17 protein-coding genes are annotated in these 18,691 nt (G+C 56.7%); 9 read left to right on the top strand and 8 right to left on the bottom strand.

The features are described from left to right. Positions 1 to 651: 651 nt before the first annotated feature. Positions 652 to 1,761, bottom strand: a complete 1,110-nt coding sequence (locus tag AC2FJB_RS11695) for a ParB/RepB/Spo0J family partition protein (protein WP_496718320.1) — start codon at positions 1,759 to 1,761, stop codon at positions 652 to 654. Continuing rightward, positions 1,758 to 3,065, bottom strand: a complete 1,308-nt coding sequence (locus AC2FJB_RS11690) for an AAA family ATPase (RefSeq protein WP_117873962.1) — start codon at positions 3,063 to 3,065, stop codon at positions 1,758 to 1,760. The genes AC2FJB_RS11695 and AC2FJB_RS11690 overlap by 4 nt, the downstream gene beginning before the upstream one ends. 696 nt (positions 3,066 to 3,761) lie before the next feature. Between AC2FJB_RS11690 and AC2FJB_RS11685 the strand changes: the two genes are divergently transcribed. From AC2FJB_RS11685 to AC2FJB_RS11675, 3 genes are all read left to right on the top strand, one after another. After that, a complete protein-coding gene (locus AC2FJB_RS11685; protein WP_496818349.1) occupies positions 3,762 to 4,217 on the top strand; it encodes a DnaA N-terminal domain-containing protein in 456 nt (151 codons plus the stop codon). A gap of 40 nt (positions 4,218 to 4,257) precedes the next feature. Then, entirely contained in the window at positions 4,258 to 5,397 is a 1,140-nt protein-coding gene (locus tag AC2FJB_RS11680) for an aminotransferase class I/II-fold pyridoxal phosphate-dependent enzyme (RefSeq protein WP_496718322.1), read from the top strand. 78 nt (positions 5,398 to 5,475) lie between these two features. After that, positions 5,476 to 6,084: a helix-turn-helix domain-containing protein gene (locus AC2FJB_RS11675; RefSeq protein WP_117873956.1), complete on the top strand. Its 609-nt coding sequence runs from the start codon at positions 5,476 to 5,478 to the stop codon at positions 6,082 to 6,084. Positions 6,085 to 6,137: 53 nt separating this feature from the next. Here AC2FJB_RS11675 and AC2FJB_RS11670 read toward each other — a convergent pair whose 3' ends face one another. Further along, complete coding sequence (locus tag AC2FJB_RS11670; RefSeq protein WP_299897582.1) at positions 6,138 to 6,908, bottom strand: transporter substrate-binding domain-containing protein; 771 nt, start codon at positions 6,906 to 6,908, stop codon at positions 6,138 to 6,140. A 121-nt stretch (positions 6,909 to 7,029) separates the two neighbouring features. On the opposite strand from AC2FJB_RS11670, the gene AC2FJB_RS11665 reads away from it, so the two are divergent. The 4 genes from AC2FJB_RS11665 to AC2FJB_RS11650 are packed head-to-tail and all read left to right on the top strand — an operon-like array spanning position 7,030 to position 9,939. Further along, a complete protein-coding gene (locus AC2FJB_RS11665; protein ID WP_496718323.1) occupies positions 7,030 to 7,770 on the top strand; it encodes an amino acid ABC transporter ATP-binding protein in 741 nt (246 codons plus the stop codon). A gap of 9 nt (positions 7,771 to 7,779) precedes the next feature. Further along, positions 7,780 to 8,538 (top strand): amino acid ABC transporter permease, encoded by a 759-nt coding sequence (locus AC2FJB_RS11660; RefSeq protein ID WP_299897579.1) that lies wholly within the window; start codon positions 7,780 to 7,782, stop codon positions 8,536 to 8,538. A gap of 10 nt (positions 8,539 to 8,548) precedes the next feature. Beyond that, complete coding sequence (locus AC2FJB_RS11655) at positions 8,549 to 8,884, top strand: carboxymuconolactone decarboxylase family protein (protein WP_496718325.1); 336 nt, start codon at positions 8,549 to 8,551, stop codon at positions 8,882 to 8,884. Positions 8,885 to 8,889: 5 nt separating this feature from the next. Continuing rightward, the gene (locus AC2FJB_RS11650) at positions 8,890 to 9,939 is read left to right on the top strand and encodes an aromatic ring-hydroxylating dioxygenase subunit alpha (RefSeq protein ID WP_496718326.1); all 1,050 of its coding nucleotides are present in this window, start codon (positions 8,890 to 8,892) and stop codon (positions 9,937 to 9,939) included. Here AC2FJB_RS11650 and AC2FJB_RS11645 read toward each other — a convergent pair whose 3' ends face one another. Further along, on the bottom strand, positions 9,940 to 11,046 hold the full coding sequence (locus AC2FJB_RS11645; RefSeq protein ID WP_496718327.1) for a hypothetical protein: 1,107 nt from the start codon (positions 11,044 to 11,046) through the stop codon (positions 9,940 to 9,942). 153 nt (positions 11,047 to 11,199) lie between these two features. On the opposite strand from AC2FJB_RS11645, the gene AC2FJB_RS11640 reads away from it, so the two are divergent. Continuing rightward, a complete protein-coding gene (locus AC2FJB_RS11640; protein WP_496718329.1) occupies positions 11,200 to 11,781 on the top strand; it encodes a carboxymuconolactone decarboxylase family protein in 582 nt (193 codons plus the stop codon). A gap of 48 nt (positions 11,782 to 11,829) precedes the next feature. Here AC2FJB_RS11640 and AC2FJB_RS11635 read toward each other — a convergent pair whose 3' ends face one another. Then, positions 11,830 to 12,762, bottom strand: a complete 933-nt coding sequence (locus AC2FJB_RS11635) for a hydrogen peroxide-inducible genes activator (protein WP_496718330.1) — start codon at positions 12,760 to 12,762, stop codon at positions 11,830 to 11,832. Positions 12,763 to 12,869: 107 nt separating this feature from the next. Here AC2FJB_RS11635 and katG point away from each other — a divergent pair, with 107 nt between their 5' ends. Further along, positions 12,870 to 15,050: a catalase/peroxidase HPI gene (gene katG / locus AC2FJB_RS11630; RefSeq protein ID WP_496718331.1), complete on the top strand. Its 2,181-nt coding sequence runs from the start codon at positions 12,870 to 12,872 to the stop codon at positions 15,048 to 15,050. 86 nt (positions 15,051 to 15,136) lie between these two features. Here the strand turns inward: katG and AC2FJB_RS11625 are convergent, their stop codons facing one another. From AC2FJB_RS11625 to AC2FJB_RS11615, 3 genes are read right to left on the bottom strand one after another with little or no spacing between them, the layout of a single operon-like run. Beyond that, on the bottom strand, positions 15,137 to 16,651 hold the full coding sequence (locus tag AC2FJB_RS11625) for a malonate--CoA ligase (protein ID WP_496718332.1): 1,515 nt from the start codon (positions 16,649 to 16,651) through the stop codon (positions 15,137 to 15,139). 5 nt (positions 16,652 to 16,656) lie between these two features. Further along, positions 16,657 to 17,091 (bottom strand): malonyl-CoA decarboxylase domain-containing protein, encoded by a 435-nt coding sequence (locus AC2FJB_RS11620; RefSeq protein ID WP_496718333.1) that lies wholly within the window; start codon positions 17,089 to 17,091, stop codon positions 16,657 to 16,659. A 59-nt stretch (positions 17,092 to 17,150) separates the two neighbouring features. Continuing rightward, positions 17,151 to 18,665, bottom strand: a complete 1,515-nt coding sequence (locus tag AC2FJB_RS11615) for an aldehyde dehydrogenase (NADP(+)) (protein ID WP_496718490.1) — start codon at positions 18,663 to 18,665, stop codon at positions 17,151 to 17,153. Positions 18,666 to 18,691: the final 26 nt, after the last annotated feature.

The following is an 18,691-nucleotide window of genomic DNA, read 5'->3' as shown; positions in this document are numbered from 1 at the left end:
CTATTTGCAGAGATCGTAGGATAAGTTTGTCTGATAAGTCGCTGTCGCTGGCCGCTCCAAAAATTTGCGACACATCCGATTATACTGAAACCTGTTCGAAAACTATTCGGCGGGAACAATCGTCAGATTACCCATGTTCGTCAATTGGACCTCATAGTTTGCGACACATCCGTGTACCGTGATACAAATGCCCCACCCTTTTTACGCGCAAAATAAGTAGTTTTTGCGCACTACATTCGCAGCCATTCAGATTCCCTATTACATCCGATAAGTATCCCTTATCAGATATAATTTGCCTCGCCGAACATCTGGCGCAGACTGGCTGTCATGTGACCTTGGCACCTTCCGTTCCATCCTTTGCAAGCGGCAAGCTCAAGCAGTTGCCGGAGACCCTTCGCCAATAAAAACATACTCGCGTCGACCTGAACTTTGTGTTGTTAGGCAGCTACAACATCCCGTGAAACCACCACTTCTGAACAAATGGCTGAAGCCTCGCGCTCTCAAGCCCCTCGTCACGCTCGCCCCGGGACAATGGATCAAACCTAGAAGCCTTGTGGGCAGGAAGCTTTTGTTGGTACCCGCTAGGCTTTTGCGAAAAGACTCAGGCGTCGGTTTGATCCGGCGCCCTTTTTCGAACCTTCGAACAGAATCTTACCCATGGGTAAGATCATCTTCTTCAGGGAGAGCATCAATCAGAGCAGCAATCGCCGCCTCAAGTTTGCTGCGGTCGACACGCGTAAAGTCCAAATCGTATCGCAACTCAATTCGGCCGCTGGAAGCAGAGCATTTCGCGATCCCTGCCCGCCCAGATACCTGAAACGTGGTCTTTGCACGTCGTGGTTTGCCGGCACTTTCAACGGGAACCTTCTTTGCCACGCCTGTTTCCGGAGCGCCCAGAAAAGACCTGAGAATTGCGACCTCCCGCGCTCCGTCTCGGTCCGGCTCGCTCATGACCGCGTCACTCACCTGGCGCACCAAACCTGGCGTTGCATCCAGTTTGCGCTTCAGCTCAACGCCTACGTTGCGCGGAATTTCGTTCGGATGTTTCAGCACCTTGTCCAACATCATCAGCAAACTGGCAAATGATCTGATGTAACTCCGCTTTGTATAACTGGCAGATTTAAACAGCGTGGAAACCGCCTTGTCTACATCCGGGCAATCATTTGCCGGGTCTTCGGCATACGCGCGTGCGAGAGCGCCCATTTCAGCAAAAGAGATATCCTTGCGGACCAGGTTCTCATCCACCATGCGCCGGTAACTGGTATCGAGATCGCCCGCCTCTGAGATACCCGCCGGAATTCTGCCGTAGAACTCATCGCCCGTTTCTTCATACAAGGCCCGATAGGCTGACAGGCGTCGCATTCCCTGGATCAATTCAAATCGACCATCTGAACGACGCTCAAGTCGGATCGGGTTGGACAATCCGATTTCCCGGATTGACGCCTTTAGTTCGTCCAGTTCAGGATCCGGTCCCGGCTTGCGATCCCGCGTCAGCTTTTCAAAAAGGATGTCAGCCAATGCCACCCGTTCCGTTACCAGACCTTCGGACCGCAGGCGAACCAGTTCATGCGCAAGGCGATCATTCTCTGCACGAATTGATTCTTCCGTCGATTGCTGGTCGCGCAGCGCATCGGCATTTTCCGAAATGGCCGCAGCCATCGGGCCGCGCCGCTTTTCAAGAACCTTGTCCGGAACCATGCCGACAGGAATATCATCCATTGCAGGTAGGTCGATATCAAACATTCTGCGCTTACGGCTCATGCGTCATCCTCCAGCTTGTCCCAGGCAGACAGCATCACACCCCGGAATTCCTCGTAAACATTGTCAAAAGTCGAACGCGCCCGGCGCCAGGTTTCCCGGGTCATCTCGCGATAATCCATTTCGTAGACTGAGCTCAGAAAGCGGCCCGATTGTTCAACCGCGCGGGTCATTTCAACCGGGTGCTGGGCTACGTGGTCCCCGAAAACTTTCTGAAAGGCATCAAACATCGCCAGATGCAAAGCGTTGCCGGGCTCGTACCGCGTGAGCAGGAACCGCAACTCGCAGAACGTTTTGGGAAGGCCGATCTTACCCGTGGGTAAGGTTTTGTCGAACCCGTAAGCCAGATCCTCTAAAGCCTCGGCCAGCTGACCGATAAAGGATGTGGTCGAATCATATTCCCAATACCCCGGGCCGGACGGGATGTACAACATGTCCGCCGCGAACACCGCATTCATTGACTGATATCCAATGGCAGGAGGGCAATCGAACAGAATCAGGTCATAGGCATCATCAGGGATTTGATCCAGATAGCGGGACACCGCAGCAAAGAAAGACCATTCTGGGTTCAGGTGGCGATATTGCGCTGAGGCGAACTCGACGAAGGCAGCGTTCGCACAGGATGGTATTGCATCGATGGTGGACCATGATGTCTTTCTGATGAAATCGCTGATCCGCAGGTCACCAAGCCCCATATCCGTAATCGCCGGCGGCAACTCCCGGTGGGGTAGGGCGGTTCCAGACTCCGCGGCTGCGGGCCGGTTGTTCATACGTTCCGTCTCGCGGATCAGGTCACGCGCCATGATCCCCCAGACAGTATAGTCTTCGGCCACATCGGTCAGACCCATCGAATGGCTCAACGTTGCCTGAGGGTCGAAGTCCACGACGAGAACGCGATAACCATCAAGCGCGGCCGCATGAGCAAGATGCAACGCTACGGTCGACTTGCCCGCACCGCCCTTGAAGTTTGCCACAGCCGCACGAATGGCACGTTTACCCTCGGGACGAGGTGGCATAAGGGACTTGCGATTCACTTTGAGCCGCCGTCGCAACTCATTCACTTCTTCCAGGCTAAACCAGCGCTGCCGTCCCTCGGGCTCAACTTCGCCACCAGGCAGAGATGGATCAGCGGCAAGCTTTCCGCGAAAAGTTGACTGGTTGACCCGGAAGATCAGCTCGGAAACCTCCCAGCTCGAGAACCGGCGGAGTGTCTTCTCCATCTCGGGGCTAAAAGTCTGCTGACGAATCCACCCCTGTAGTTTGAGAGATTGATTGCGCAATGCATTCAGGTCTTCGTGCGTGTACATGCCTCATGTCTCTTTGCTTAGAACGTAAATTTCTGTTCATTTGTTATTTACGCTTGATTTGCGCTTTACGCAAAAGAAAATATGATGAAACTACAACCTTACCCACGGGTAAGAAAACAAGGGCCTACAAGCCTGAATCCGATTCGGGCGGTCGAAAGATGTAGGGCGACGATTCGCATGGAACCCTCAACCGCATTTAGGGGGGCATTTGTCATGAATCGGCGACATATAGGGGGACATAATACAAGAATAAGGGGACACCCTATATGTCCCCCCTCACCAATACTTCACCAGATTTCTTTTATTTTTTGATCTGGATTGGCGCAAGTTTCCGACCGTTTTCAGACTCTTCTTGACAGAATCGAAGCTTTGGACGCTAATTAGGCCAAGATGACGAAAAGCGTTGGCAAACAGCGCAAGATAGACGGGGCACACCCGTCCGAGGCAGACAGAGCGGTGAGAACGGGTATGCAGCTGGCTAAACCGGTCGGGCGAAATGCGGCGGCCTTAAAATACGATATATTATCGGCGCTCACCATTTACGCGTTGTCAGGCGACAAGCATCGACAGCGAAGTATACTGCGCATCATTGCCATGATTACGACCCGATATAATTGGCGGAACAATGAATTATCGATTGGGCGTAAAGAAATTTCGCGCCTGTGGGCAGTGAACGAAAGGACCGTAAAGCGCGAAATGGCCAATTTTCGCGCATTAGGCTGGGTAACGGTAAAACGTCCTGCTGCTCGGGGTCGGGTCGCTGTCTACGAAATCGACCTTAAACAGATCATGATTGATACGCAGGAGGTCTGGCCGATCATAGGACCCGATTTCCAGACCCGGATGAGTGAAGATTCCGAGCCCGTTACAAATGTCGTGCCTTTCGCGGCAAAGCCCGTGGGACCTGAAGTTGCGGCTGAAGATGTCTGGTCACAGGTGCAATCGATTCTCCACGGGCGTGATCCCGAGCTGTGGGCGAGCTGGTTTCGACACCTGTCCGAGGCGGAAAGGGCAGGGGGAAGCGTCACCCTGGTTGCGCCCTCGCGGTTTATGGCTGACTACATTGCACAGAAATGGACGGCGCGATTGCTGGCCGCTTACAGTCGCGTTGATCCCAGTATCAGAACGGTTCGTATAGAAGCGGCCGATTAAGGGCGGCGGGCACGAAGCCCACCCGAACAAAGGATGAGTCATGATCAACCGGAGTTTTCAGCCTTTTCGCGTCGAACAGTTCCTATCCGACACAGAGCACGGAGTGGTCTTCAATTTCTCGGAAAGCGGCGTACACCCTATGTCGCTCCAGGGATTGATGGATCTGGCACAGATTGATCTCGATACTCTGCTGACCACGATGATCGATTACCCGCAAGTCAATGGAAAGCAATCCCTGCGCGAAACCATCGCAGATTTTTACCCGGGGGCTTCTCCGGATGGGGTAATGGTCACGGTCGGGGCAACCGAAGCGAACACTCTGGTCACCAATACGGTGTTAGGGCCCGGCGACAATGTTGTGTGTTTTCGACCGACCTATGAGCAGATTTCAGGAAACGCCGCCAATCGTGGAAACGAGGTGCGCTGGGTCGATCTGATCGAATCCGCAGGGTGGGGCATTGACGCCGAGGCGCTTGAGCGGGCCGTCGATGACCGGACCCGCATCATTCATGTGGTCAATCCGAACAATCCAACGGGCCGAATTCTGGGCGAAGCGGACCGCGCGCGTATCGTGTCGGCAGCCGAGCGAGTCGGCGCCTGGATAGTTTCGGACGAGGTATATGCTGGAACCGAGCGGGAAGGAGATACTGAAACGCCCTCCTTCTGGGGGAGTACGGACAGGGTTCTTGTGGTGAACTCCATGTCCAAGGCCTATGGACTTCCGGGTCTGAGGCTGGGTTGGCTTGTGGGGCCGGAAGATATTATTCAGCAATGCTGGCGGCGGCACGAATATGCTTCGATCGCGGCATCCATGTTGTCGATGGAACTGGCGGACAAGGCACTTGCCGAACCAGCGCGATCCAAACTGAAAGCCCGCGCGCGCCGTCTGATCCGCACGGGGTTTGACGTTCTGACGGAAGAACTGGCGCGGCATCAGGGGGTGTTTTCCGTTGTACCACCTCAGGCGTCGGCCATGTCGTTCGTGCGGTTCAATCTACCGATCGCATCGGAGGATTTCAGCATGCGCCTGTTGCGCGAGAAAGACGTGTTGGTCATTCCTGGGTCGCGGTTCGGGGTCGAGAGTCATTTTCGGTTCAGCTCGGCCCTGCCCGAAGATCATTTGCGGGACGGGTTGGCAAAGTTGAATGATCTTACAGGAGACATTCTGAACGGAGGTTAAGGGGTTGCCGTCGAATTTATGCGAGTGGTTCGATGACATTTCTTTTGCCTTTTTCATTCGTGTCGATAGGCTTCGCAAATGGAAGATTCACCTGTTCTTTCCGCCGAAAAACCGCCTCTGGATCAACTGGTTGGGTCAGCAGTTAAGACTCACCGGACGCTGACAGGGTTGACTCTGGCCGAACTGTCTCAGCGGTCCGGTGTATCCACGGCGATGATTTCCAAGATCGAGCGCGGTCAGGTGTCTGCTTCACTGGCGACGCTTGAGGCCCTGGCAGGAGGGATTGGCGTTCCCCTGATCAACTTTTTCGCTGGTACGGTCGAACGCACGGACGTGTCATTTGTGGCCGCAGGCGAAGGCGTAACCGTTCAACGGTTGGGCAGCGGTTTTGGGCACAGTTACAAGCTGATCGGTCGGGCGGAAGCAAAACATGTCAGTTTCGAGAGTTTCAGCGTTACATTGGAAGGCCCGTTGGACGAACGTCCGCTTTACCAACACCAGGGTGTCGAATTCATCCATGTTACAGCTGGTGAGATGGTTTATGGTTGCGGTGAAGCAGCTTATCATATGCGTCCGGGCGACAGCCTGAGTTTTGATTCAAATGCCACCCACGGGCCGATCGAGTTGAAAACAGACAAGGTCAGCTTTGTCACCGTGGTTTCCAAAGCCGTGTCGGGCGACAATTGAAAACGCCCGGCAACAGGGCCGGGCGTTCGGGGAACAAAGCAATGTGAAAAGGGTCAGAGACCCCATTTCTTGCGATTTGCTTCGAAAAACCCTTGTGCCTTTTTCACTTCGATCCAGTTGTTCACATAGTTGATCCAGACCTGATCCGCCTGCGGCAGGATCATCGCGATGGGCGACGGCGAACGGGGACCCGCGTTTTTGACGCGTACTATGGGAAACTTTTCCTCCAGGGTCGAACCTTCGATGTTCGACGTGATGAACACGTCGGCCCGACCGGCGATTACTTCCTGAAAACCGCGGGCCGGCGCCTCGACCACCTTGATCTCAGCATTCGGGAACCACTCGCGGACTCGTTTTTCGAATGTGGTGCCCAAAGTCGTTGCAACCGCCACTCCGGGTTGGTTGATCGAGTCATAACCGTCGAATTTGTCGGCCTTATCCTTCGTCGTGTATGGGAAGAGCTCCACTGAAATATAGCTGTCGGAAAAGCCCGCGACCTTCATACGCGGTGGCGAAATCGAAGCTGACCCGGTCAGGTGATACTTGCCTGCCACCACACCGTTGACCAGTGTTTTCCAGTCGGTAGGGACATATTCGACCTCAACACCCAGATCGGCGGCCAGCTCGTTCATGATGTCGATGTCATACCCCTTGTAGCTGTTGGTTGCAGGGTCGCGGAGGGACATGGGGTTCCAATCGCCCGTGGTGCCAACCTTGAGCACGCCGGAATCCAGCACCTCGTTCAGTGCAGATTGCGCGTTGGCAGCGCCTGACAATACAAGCCCAAGCGCAGCGGCTGCCGCAGCTTTCCAAAAAGTGTTCATAGGTTTCTCCCGTTGGTGGCGTTTCGACCTTGTGGCCGTATTCTTCATTGATTTAAGCCCAAAGGGAAAGATAACCTCAAGAAAATATTATACTGGGACTAAAACAGGGGCAGCTCAGCTTATGCCAGACGCCGCAATCGACCTTGTGGGCGTGAACAAGTGGTTCGACACGTTTCACGTTCTCAAAGATATCAATCTGACAGTTAACAGCGGCGAAAAGGTGGTGATCTGCGGACCTTCAGGGTCAGGAAAATCCACTGTTGTGCGATGTATCAACCAGTTGGAAAAGCACCAGAAAGGAACCATTCGCGTAGATGGGATCGAGTTGACGGATGACGCAAAATCCGTGGCCAGGATCCGGTCCGAGGTCGGCATGGTGTTCCAGCAATTCAACCTGTTCCCTCATCTGACCGTGTTGGAGAACCTGACATTGGGCCCGGTCAAAGCGCGCGGTCTAAGCCGCAAAGAGGCAGAGGAAAAAGCACGTCATTATTTGGATCGGGTGCATATTCCCGATCAGGCCGAAAAAAAGCCCATTCAGTTGTCGGGCGGTCAGCAGCAACGCGTCGCCATAGCGCGATCCCTGTGCATGGAGCCGCGCGTCTTGTTGTTTGATGAACCCACTTCGGCGCTGGACCCCGAGATGATTTCGGAAGTGCTGGATGTGATGGTCGAACTGGCGAATGAGGGCATGACCATGGTGGTTGTCACGCACGAGATGGGATTTGCCCGCAAGGTGGCGGACAAGATGATCTTCATGGATGCAGGCGAAATTGTCGAGGAAGGCAACCCCGAACATTTCTTCACGGCACCTCAATCCGAACGGTGCCGCCAATTCCTCAGCCAGATTTTGCAGCACTGAGTTGAGCCGATGAAAAAAACCCTTCTGATTCTTCCACTTTTTCTGCTGGCAGGATGTTCGTCGTCCCAGACCTGGGGCTGGTACGTGATCGATCCGACCACGGCGTCGGGTTGGACCAATGTGAAATTCTTGATCTCGGGCATGGGCGCGACGATCCAGATTTCGTTGATTGCCGCCGTTATTTCGATCGCCATCGGGCTGCTGGTCGCCTTGCCGGGGTTGTCCGAGAAACGCGGCTGGCGGATGCTTAACCGAATTTACGTGGAGTTCATCCGCGCCATCCCTCTGCTGCCGATGTTGTTTTGGGTGTTTTACGGCTTGCCGATCGTGTTTCAGTCCATGGGGGTGAACATCCCCATTGATCCCTTTTGGGGTGCGATCCTTACGTTGGCGATTTCTGACAGTGCCTTTACTGCCGAAATCTACCGCGCGGGGATTCAGTCCATTGCCCGAGGCCAGCGCGAGGCGGCGCAAACCATTGGGCTGAACTATGTGCAGACCATGCGCTACGTGATCCTGCCACAGGCAATCCGGCGTATTCTGCCGCCGCTGGCAAACCAGTTCATCTACATCGTCAAGATGAGCGCCTTCGCCAGCGTCATCGGGATGCAGGAACTGACCCGCCGCGCGAATGAGTTGGTGGTGACGGAATACCGCCCGCTGGAAATCTATACCCTGCTGATTTTCGAGTATCTGATCCTGGTTCTGATCATCTCAGCCGGGGTGCGCTGGCTGGAGCGTCGTATGGGCGCGGACGAGCGCGGATAAGGAGCAAAAAATGGACTGGAAAGATTTCATGGCCGAGACCGAGGCCAATATCGGGGCCTTTTCAAAGGAGGTGCCTGAAACAGTGCGCGGCTTTGGCATCATGGGAAAGGCCGCCAAGACCGATGGCGCGCTGAGCGAGAAAACCAAGGAGTTCATGGCGCTTGGCATTGCGATCGCGACCCGCTGCGACAGTTGCATTGGATTTCATGTGCGTTCGCTGGTCCGGCTGGACGCTACCCGCGAAGAGATGTGCGAGGCGTTGGCCATGGCCACCTATATGGGCGGAGGGCCGTCCTATGCGTATAGCGCCAAGGCGCTCAATGCTTTTGATGTGTTTTCGGAGTAAGAAACATGCGTCCTGATCTGGCCGGAGCAGAGGGGTTTATTCGCAACAGCTGGTATGTCGCCGGACGGTCCGAGGATTTTGGCCGCAGCCTGAGCGCCGTGCGAATGCTGGGCGAAGAGATAGTAGTCTATCGTGACACAACAGGCAAAGCGATCGCGTTGGAGGACGCATGCCCGCATAGAAAGCTGCCGCTGTCTCGGGGCACCATTGAAGGGGACCATGTGGTTTGCGGCTATCACGGTCTGACTTTCGGCTGCGGCGGTGAATGCGTCAGCGCCCCCACACAGCTGGACAATCCTCCGCGCCGCGCCGCCGTGCATGCCTTCCCTGCCGAAGATCGCTGGGGGTTTCTGTGGCTCTGGATGGGAGACCCGGATAACTCAAGCACTGACGATATCATCGACATCCCCAATTTCGACAACCCGTCCTGGGGCAAGACCCGGACCGGAGCGATGGAGATGGCGTGCCACTACCTTTACATCATCGACAACCTGCTGGATCCAAGCCATGTGGCCTGGGTGCATCTGACCTCGTTTGCCGGGGCAGGGACCGACAACCGCCCGCTGGATCTTGAAGAAACCGAAAGCGGTGTCATTGTTTCGCGCTGGATCGCGGACGAACCCGCGCCGCCCTACTACGCGCCGATACTGCCGTTTGGGCCAAGTTGTGACCGCATGCAGCATTACGAATGCCGTCTGCCGTCCACTGCGATCAACATGTCCGTTTACACTCCGACGGGTGAGGGCGGGGCGGATCGACCGATGTCGCCCAATGCCTTTGTGAACATTTCGTACAATTTCATCACGCCGGTCGATGCGGAAACCTCTCGGTATTTCTGGTTCCAGCACCGCAACATGCACGCGGATGACGCAGCCATGTCGCAGCGCATGTTTGAGGGCGCGGTCATGGCCTTCAACGAGGACAAAGAGGTTCTGGAATACGTCCAAACAGGTATGGCACGGCGCAAGACCGGCTATATCAACCTCGGGCTGGACGCGGGCGCGATGCGCTTCCGCGCGCGGGTTGCAAAACTGATTGCGCAGGAGGCTGGCTGATCAACCGGCCGACAAGCGCCCGTTCGCGCCCTGGCCTACGAGTCGGGCCGGGTCGTCGAACACCGCTTTGATACAGGGATACTGTTCGAGGATTTCCGTTCCACCTGGCAACAAATCGGCCCGGAGAACACCGGCATCCCAGATTGCAACACCATCCACCCGGATCGTGGGATCCAGCACGTTGAGTGAAATCTCACCCGGCGCATAATGCCCGCAAGTGTGAAAGTGCAGCAGGCGCGGATTGCCAAAGGCAGATCCGCTCCAACGTTCAAAGCTGCTTTGGGCAGGGGTGGTATAGGCGCAGCCCGGATGGATACCTGCGTGCCAGGAATGCATGGTCAGGGGATCAAGACCGAACATCCGACCGACCTTTTCATAATGCATCTGCGCGCAATGCACATCCATGGGATGGCCGTCAAAACCGGTCAGGCGGTTGTTTTCGAACCCGATGATCAGCGGTTCTCGCAGGTCACAGCCGTATGGTTCATAGAACTTCGATCCGGTGCCGACCAGAAACCCGTCCTGAACCAGCACACCAGAGAACCCCTGCGCGGGAACCGGGGCAAAAACCGACATCGGAAAACGCGTGATGCTGACATCCGTGGCGCCTGATGGCGGGAAGGCGGCGCCCGGGCCAGCGAAGTTGGTGCCAAGCGGGCAGGTCACGTGGATGCGCCCGGCGTTGGCCAGCAGCGTGTTGACAGCGTTTTTCAGCTCGACGAACCCGGTGTAGTTGGCTCGCCCGAAACCCGACGCCAGCATTCCGGCGTCCAGCGCATACGACATGATGGGCCGAACGTCCTCCATGCCCGCGTCGAACCTTATCTGATCGCCGGTGCGGGACAGAAACAGGGTGCAGTCCGCCGACTTCATCGCCGATTTCAGCTCTTCAGGCACCAAGGGACCCATGGGTTCGAATGGGAGAGTTCGAACTGCGGTTTTGATCCGGTTCTGTCGGGCACAGTCGACGATAGCCCCTGTGATCTCGGCATCATAATAACCGTTGGCCGCATCTTCGCAGACCACAAGCAACTGGTTGCCCGCCGTCAGGCCACCGCATCTGAACAACAGGTTTTCAGCACCCGCCATGAGATCTGGACTGTGCATTTCCGCTGATCCTCAACAAATCCCCCGCGTTGGTGTTTTACATCTTTCACGTTTCTGTGATCCAGAAAAAATTTCACCTTAAGAAAAAAATTAACTGACATGCTTGAGGGCTTTGTTCATAAGCTGGGCCCGAACAGGACAGGAGACATAGCAATGAGTGCTTGGATCGAGATGATCTCGGACGGCAAGGCCGACGGCCGCCTGAAAGAGCTGCTGGACAAGGCCCGCACCCCTCATGGCACCGTTGACACGGTCATGCGTGTGCATTCATTGCGCCCCGAAACGATGAACGGGCATGTGACGCTGTATCGTTCGGTCCTGCATTCCGATGACAACCAGTTGCCATTCTGGTTTCTCGAGGTTGTCGCCAGCTATACTTCGATCCTGAATGATTGCACCTATTCACTGACCCATCACTTCATGAACGTGCGCAACCTGCTGAAGGACCAGCCGCGCAGCGACCGGATTTTTGTCGCGCTCAAGGCCCATCGGCCCGAGGATGAATTCGAAGGCAAAGAACTGGCGCTGCTGCGCTATGCCGCCAAGCTGACGAAGGATGTCGGTAAAATGGTCAAGTCCGACTTCGAAGTGCTCAAGATCGCAGGCTGTGAAGACGGAGAGATCCTGGAGGTCAACCAGGTCTGCGCCTATTTCAACTATTCCAACCGATTGCTGAACGGTCTTGGCGCAACGACCGAGAATGATGTGATCGGCTTTTATACGGGTGACGACTGATGGGTTGCGGCGGGTCTGGCTCCGCGCTGTGGAACAACGTTTTGGGGGTCAGCTGATAGCTTTGGGTTGCGGTGGTTTCATGCCCCACGTGTTTTCTTCTGCTGTTTTGCGGATGATCGCGCCGATCTTCAATAGATTTTCGCTAAGCGGGTTGGTCTTTCGCCAGATCAGACCAATCGTCCGCGTCGGCGGTGTGTCCTGAAACCGGGCAATGGACACATCCGCGGATCGGGTTTCCAGCCCAACCGCCATTTCCGGTATCAGAGTTACACCGATGCCGGCGCCGACCATCTGAACCAGTGTAGAAAGCGAACTGCCCTCCATGATGTGCTGCGGTTCGATATTGCGGATTGAGCAGAAGGACAGGGCCTGATCCCTGAAGCAATGCCCCTCTTCCAGCAACAGCAGGCGCATGGTTCTGAGCTGCGAGGAACTTGGCATCGGCAGGTTGGCATCCTGCGCCGGGCGAACCAACAGAAAGTCTTCGTTGAACAGCGAGAATTCTCGGAGGTTGGGTTCCGAGACAGGCAGGGCAACGACGCCAAAATCCAGTTTTGAATCCAGTATTTCACCGATTAACGTCTTGGTTATCGTTTCCTTTGGTTCGATGGTCAGTTGCGGGAAACGTTGCGACAAAGCTTTGATGATCGAGGGCAGCAAATAAGGTGCAACCGTGGGAATGACCCCGATTCTGATGCGGCCGGACAAAGGGCCTGAGGGGGATTGCACCAATTTCCCCAAATCCTCGACCCGGGTCAGGATTTCGCGGCCATGTTTCAGCACGTCTTCACCAAGCGCTGTCAGGCGGGTTTGCCGGGCCGCGCGTTCGACCAGCGGCCCACCCATGATTGCTTCCAGCTCTTTGATTTGTATGGAAAGCGCGGGCTGCGATATCGCACTGGCCGCAGCCGCTTTGCCAAAGTGGCCATGCGTGGCGAGCGCCTCGAAATAGCGCAGGTGTTTGAGGGTCAGTGTTTTCATATGAAAAACTAATCACAACGATAGTAATAACAAATTTCCAATTATCGAAGCTGTACGGTACGAGTCAAGATATCTGAACCCCTAGGTAAATACTCAGGAGATTTACAATGGACGGTACCCCCCACAATCATCAATCCGGCGGCTGCCCCGTCATGCATGGCGGCAATACTGGAACGGGCAATTCCGTCACCAAGTGGTGGCCGGACTCGCTGAACCTGGACATTCTGAGCCAGCACGACACGCGCACCAACCCGATGGATGCGGATTACAATCACCGAGAAGCGGTCAAGGGCCTGGACTTCAAGGCGGTTCGTGCCGATGTCGAGGCGCTGCTGACCGACAGTCAGGACTGGTGGCCGGCAGACTGGGGTCACTACGGTGGGCTGATGATCCGTCTGGCGTGGCACTCGGCCGGGTCTTACCGTCTGGGGGATGGTCGAGGTGGCGCCGGTTCAGGCAACATCCGGTTTGCGCCGCTGAATTCATGGCCGGACAATGCAAGCCTGGACAAAGCCCGGCGTCTGTTGTGGCCGGTGAAAAAGAAATACGGCAACGCGCTGTCCTGGGCTGACCTGATCGTTCTGTCGGGCACGGTGGCCTATGAAGCCATGGGGCTGAAGACCTTTGGCTTTGGGTTTGGTCGCGAAGATATCTGGGGGCCCGAGAAAGATGTTTACTGGGGGTCGGAAAACCAGTGGCTGGCCCCGTCCGAGAATCGCTATGGCGATCTGGAAACCCCCGGCACGCTGGAAAACCCTCTGGGTGCGGTGCATATGGGCCTGATCTATGTGAACCCCGAAGGCGTGAACGGCAATCCGGATCCGGCCAAAACCGCGCTGCATATCCGTGAAACCTTTGCCCGTATGGCGATGGATGACGAAGAGACCGCGGCGTTGACCTGCGGTGGTCATACGGTCGGCAAGGCCCATGGTGCGATGCCAGGCGACAATATCGGCGCCGAGCCCGAAGCCTGCCCCGTGTCCAGCCAGGGTCTGGGATGGGAGAACCCTGATCAGAACGGTAAAGCGGCCAATGCCTTTACCTCGGGGATCGAAGGGGCGTGGACGAAAGAGCCCCTGAAATTTGACATGGGCTATTTCGACTATCTGTTCGGCTATGAATGGGAGCTGGGAAAATCACCCGCCGGTGCCCATCAGTGGCAGCCCGTCAACATGCCGGAAGACGAAAAGCCGGTCGACCCGACCGACCCCACTGTTCGTCGCATGCCGATGATGACCGATGCGGACATGGCGATGAAGGTCGACCCGACCTACAACGCGATCTGTCAGAAATTCATGGCGGATCCGGACTATTTTGCCGATACATTCGCACGTGCCTGGTTCAAGTTGACTCACCGCGACATGGGTCCGCGCGTCAACTATTATGGACCGGACGTGCCGTCAGAAGACCTGATCTGGCAGGATCCGATCCCGGCGGGTTCGACAGATTATGACATTGATGCCGTCAAGGCCAAGATCGCAGACAGCGGCCTGACCGCGGTCGAGATGATCACCACCGCCTGGGACAGTGCCCGCACCTTCCGTGGCTCGGACAAGCGCGGTGGCGCAAATGGGACGCGCATCCGACTGGCGCCGCAAAAGGACTGGGCAGGCAACGAGCCAGAGCGTCTGGCAAAAGTGCTGGGTGTGCTGGAACCGATCGCGGCTGAAACCGGTGCCTCGATTGCCGACGTGATCGTTCTGGCGGGCAATGTCGGGCTGGAGCAGGCGATCAAGGCCGCAGGCTTTGACGTGGCGGTTCCGTTCTCGGCCGGTCGCGGCGACGCGTCGGACGAGCAGACCGATGTGGACAGTTTCTCGGTACTTGAGCCGCTGGCGGACGGGTTCCGCAACTGGCAGCTGAAGGAATACGCGGTCTCGCCAGAGGCGATGATGCTGGATCGTGCGCAACTGCTGGGTCTGACCGCGGCCGAGATGACCGTTCTGGTCGGTGGTCTGCGTGTGCTGGGTGCCAACCATGGCGGATCGCCGCATGGTGTCTTCACTGACCGGGTGGGCCAGCTGACAACCGACTTTTTCGTCAACCTGACGGATATGTCGCTGAGCTGGCATCCGGTTGACGGAGGCACCTATGAGCTGCGCGACCGCGCCTCGGGTGAGGTCAAGTTCACCGCAACCAGCGCAGATCTGGTCTTCGGTTCGAACTCGATCCTGCGCAGCTATGCTGAGGTCTACGCTCAGGACGACAATGCCGAGAAGTTCGTGCGCGACTTTGTGGCGGCATGGACCAAGATCATGAACAACGACCGGTTCGATCTGGTTGCCTGACTCATGAATAAATCAGGCGGGGACACCCTCGCCTGGTTTTCTTTTCAGGGGCTGCATCCGCTGAACCCCGCTTTGCCGAGACCCACTCATACGGTCATGAAGAGGTCTTTGTATCGGTCACGCAGAATGTTCTTTTGAACCTTGCCCATCGTGTTGCGGGGCAGCTCATCCAGAACGATCAGCTTGCGCGGATGCTTGAACCGGGCCAGACTTTCGTGGACCGCGCCCGTTATCGCATCCGGATCAGGGGTCTGGCCGGGCTCAGCCACGATGACACCAACAACCGTTTCACCGAAATCGGGATGCGGCACGCCGATCACGGCGCTTTCCAGAACACCGGGTTGATCATCGAGAACCATCTCGATCTCTTTTGGGTAGATGTTGTAACCGCCCGAAATGATCAGATCCTTGTTGCGACCAACGATATGAACGTAGCCATCCTCGTCGATGCGGCCCAGATCACCGGTGATGAAAAAGCCGTTGTCGCGCAGTTCGGCAGCGGTTTTTTCAGGCATCTGCCAATACCCTTTGAAGACGTTGGGCCCGCGCACTTCAATTGTGCCGATCTCGCCCGCAGGCAGGGTATTGCCGTCTGAATCACAGATCTTCAGTTCGACTCCGGGCAGCGGGTGCCCGACCGTTCCGGCGCGCCGCTCGCCGTCATACGGGTTTGACGTGTTCATGTTGGTTTCAGTCATGCCATAGCGTTCAAGGATGCGATGCCCCGTTCGTTTTTCGAACTGCGCATGGGTTTCCGCCCGCAGCGGTGCCGATCCGGAAACGAACAGGCGCATATGGGTGGCCAGTTCCCTGGTAAAACGCGGGTCGTCCAACAGGCGCGTATAGAAGGTTGGGACGCCCATCATCGACGTGGCACAGGGCAAATTGTCGATGATCTGGTCCAGATCGAACTTGGGCAGCCAGATCATGCATCCACCCGCGGCCAGCATGATATTGGTCGCGACGAACAGCCCGTGCGTGTGGAAGATCGGCAGGGCATGCAGCAGTACATCCTGCGAGTTGAAGCGCCATTCCCTGACCAGTGTCCGGGCGTTCGACAGCAGATTGTTCTGGGTCAGCATGGCCCCCTTGGACCGGCCTGTGGTTCCCGATGTATAGAGGAACGCAGCCAGGTCCTCGCCATCGCGGGGGACGGTTTCAAAACGTGTTGGCATGGTTGCGGCCAGATCTGTCAGAGACCCGCTGCCATCCGCGTTCAGCGTCTCTACCCGGGCGCCCAGCTGCGCGCCGACAGGGGTGAGTTTTTCCTCACTTTCGGTGTCGCAGATAATCAGCGCGGCCCCGCTGTTTTCAATGAAATAGGTCAATTCATCGACCGTGTAGGCGGTATTCAGGGGCAGGAACACCAGACCGGCCTGGGCGCAGGCAGCATAAAGCGCCAGCGCCTCGGGTGACTTCTCAACCTGCGCCGCAACGCGATCACCGGGGTTCAGGCCCAGATGCTTGGCCACATGTGCAATCTGCGCCGCTTTGCCGAGAAAGTCCTGATGGGAAATCGTTGTCCCGTCCAGCAGCCGCAAAAAAGGTGTGCCTTTGCCAGCATGAATGCCGAACAGGCCGTCATAGAGGGGGTTAGCCATCAGGTTTACCTTTCTTGAAGCATGGAGAGAGAGGTGCATGCAGCGGAGAATTTTGTCTCGGTTGAGGCGGTCATCTCATGGGTGTTGGCGAATTGTTCGTGGTTCAGGGACACGCGGGTCAAATCATACAGGTAGTTGACCATGGTGCCAACGCACTGGGCGGTGTCTGCGTTGGCATGCAGCGAATGAGCAAGCGCACTGTTACCCAAATAAAACTGCGCAATCGGATCGAAGGGCGTGCTCCCTTTTCCTTTGCCGTTCTTCAAGCAATTCGGTGCCAAAGCTCTCATTTGATCGGACGCAACACCAGAATACCGTGGTTGAACATGCAGGCTTAAAGGTGGCGGTTCTGCCCCATCCTTTTTACGCGGGCGCTGAAACAGAAAGGATGAACCAAGATCGCTCGTCAGAGGCTGACGGTTGGCTTCAAATGCAACCACCAGCCTCTGCAGTGCTTATTGCTCTCAGAGTGTCGGCGAGCGGGCGTTCCCCCGAAGCTCTACGAGAATCGTTCCGGCAACAAGGCATCCGGCAGGTTCTGATAGCAAACAGGACGCAGGAAACGTCGGATCGACAATGTGCCGACAGATGTGGCACCGAAATTGGTCGAAGCCGGGTAGGGGCCGCCATGGACCATGCTGTCGCACACCTCGACCCCCGTGGGGAAGCCATTGGACAACACGCGCCCGGCTTTGCGTTCAAGGATCGGCAGCAGGGACCGGGCCATGTCCATGTCGGCCTCGTCCATTTGCAGCGTGCAGGTCAACTGACCGTGCAAACTGCGCGCGACGTCGCGCATCTCGTCGGATGTTTCGGCGGTAACGATGATGCCCAACGGGCCAAACACCTCTTCTGCGAGGGTTTCGTTGGCCAGCCATGTCGCGGCGCTTGTTCGGTAAAGGAAGGGGGCTGCGTTGCGCTGGTCGCATGTCGACGTCAGAACCTCCTGAACGCCACCGTTTTCCGCGACGCGGGCCTGACCGTTGCGATAGGCTTCGGCGATGCCGTCGGTCAGCATGGTCTGCGCCGGAACTTCGGTCAATGCGGTCCGTGTGATCTCGGCGAAACGGTCTGTTGCTTCACCTGCCGGTATCACGACGACGCCCGGGTTGGTGCAGAACTGACCTGCGCCCATGGTCAGCGATCCGGCCCAGTCTTTGGCGATGTCTTCGCCCCGGTTCGCGAGTGCCGCATCCAGAATGAACATGGGGTTGACCGATCCAAGCTCACCAAAAAACGGAATCGGTTCGCGGCGCGCGGCGCACAGGTCGAACAGGGCGCGGCCGCCCGTAAGCGACCCGGTGAACCCGACTGCCTTGATCAGAGGGTGCTGCACCAAGGCTGAACCCACAGCCGGCCCGCCGTCCTGGATCAGGCTGAAAACACCGGGATGAATGTTGCAACGGCGGGCAGCAGCGAAGATTGCTTCAGCGATGATCTCGCCGGTGCCAGGATGGGCGCTGTGGCCTTTGACGACAACCGGGCAGCCGGCAGCCAGTGCGGCGGCGGTGTCCCCCCCGGCGGTGGAAAATGCCAACGGGAAATTTGATGCGCCGAACACTGCAACCGGGCCGATCGGACGCTGGATCATTTTCAGATCGGGCCGGGGCAGGGGTGCACGGTCCGGCAGCGCGCCGTCGTGGCGCCGGTCCAGATAATCGCCGCTGATGATATGCGTTGCAAACAGCCTTAGCTGCCCCGACGTGCGGCCTCGCTCACCTTGCAACCGAGCTTCGGGCAGGCCGGTTTCCTGTGCGCCAATCTCGGTGATTGCATCGGCGCGCGCTTCGATCTCGTCGGCAATGGTGTTCAGGAAGGCAGCACGTTTTTCCCGAGTGGAATAGCCATAACTCCAAAAGGCATCTTCCGCGGCCTGCGCAGCGGCATCGACGTCTGAAATGCGACCTTTCGAATAGTCATGCGATAGCCCATGTGCGGGTTGTGATGCAAAGAAATCGTCACCTGCAATCCAATTGCCTGCGATCAGATGCTTGCCATGCGGAGTAAAGTTCATTTGGGCCTCGTATTTCATGATGTCCA

The organism is Ruegeria sp. CDSC085 (assembly GCF_059610465.1).
Note: the sequence above shows the minus strand (reverse complement) of the source record. Positions and strands in the feature narration are given on the sequence as shown.

Coding starts and splice junctions, on each gene's coding strand:
- AC2FJB_RS11695 (WP_496718320.1), bottom strand. CDS start 1,761: ATGAGCCGTAAGCGCAGAATGTTTGATATCGACCTACCTGCAATGGAT.
- AC2FJB_RS11690 (WP_117873962.1), bottom strand. CDS start 3,065: ATGTACACGCACGAAGACCTGAATGCATTGCGCAATCAATCTCTCAAA.
- AC2FJB_RS11685 (WP_496818349.1), top strand. CDS start 3,762: ATGGCCAATTTTCGCGCATTAGGCTGGGTAACGGTAAAACGTCCTGCT.
- AC2FJB_RS11680 (WP_496718322.1), top strand. CDS start 4,258: ATGATCAACCGGAGTTTTCAGCCTTTTCGCGTCGAACAGTTCCTATCC.
- AC2FJB_RS11675 (WP_117873956.1), top strand. CDS start 5,476: ATGGAAGATTCACCTGTTCTTTCCGCCGAAAAACCGCCTCTGGATCAA.
- AC2FJB_RS11670 (WP_299897582.1), bottom strand. CDS start 6,908: ATGAACACTTTTTGGAAAGCTGCGGCAGCCGCTGCGCTTGGGCTTGTA.
- AC2FJB_RS11665 (WP_496718323.1), top strand. CDS start 7,030: ATGCCAGACGCCGCAATCGACCTTGTGGGCGTGAACAAGTGGTTCGAC.
- AC2FJB_RS11660 (WP_299897579.1), top strand. CDS start 7,780: ATGAAAAAAACCCTTCTGATTCTTCCACTTTTTCTGCTGGCAGGATGT.
- AC2FJB_RS11655 (WP_496718325.1), top strand. CDS start 8,549: ATGGACTGGAAAGATTTCATGGCCGAGACCGAGGCCAATATCGGGGCC.
- AC2FJB_RS11650 (WP_496718326.1), top strand. CDS start 8,890: ATGCGTCCTGATCTGGCCGGAGCAGAGGGGTTTATTCGCAACAGCTGG.
- AC2FJB_RS11645 (WP_496718327.1), bottom strand. CDS start 11,046: ATGCACAGTCCAGATCTCATGGCGGGTGCTGAAAACCTGTTGTTCAGA.
- AC2FJB_RS11640 (WP_496718329.1), top strand. CDS start 11,200: ATGAGTGCTTGGATCGAGATGATCTCGGACGGCAAGGCCGACGGCCGC.
- AC2FJB_RS11635 (WP_496718330.1), bottom strand. CDS start 12,762: ATGAAAACACTGACCCTCAAACACCTGCGCTATTTCGAGGCGCTCGCC.
- katG (WP_496718331.1), top strand. CDS start 12,870: ATGGACGGTACCCCCCACAATCATCAATCCGGCGGCTGCCCCGTCATG.
- AC2FJB_RS11625 (WP_496718332.1), bottom strand. CDS start 16,651: ATGGCTAACCCCCTCTATGACGGCCTGTTCGGCATTCATGCTGGCAAA.
- AC2FJB_RS11615 (WP_496718490.1), bottom strand. CDS start 18,665: ATGAACTTTACTCCGCATGGCAAGCATCTGATCGCAGGCAATTGGATT.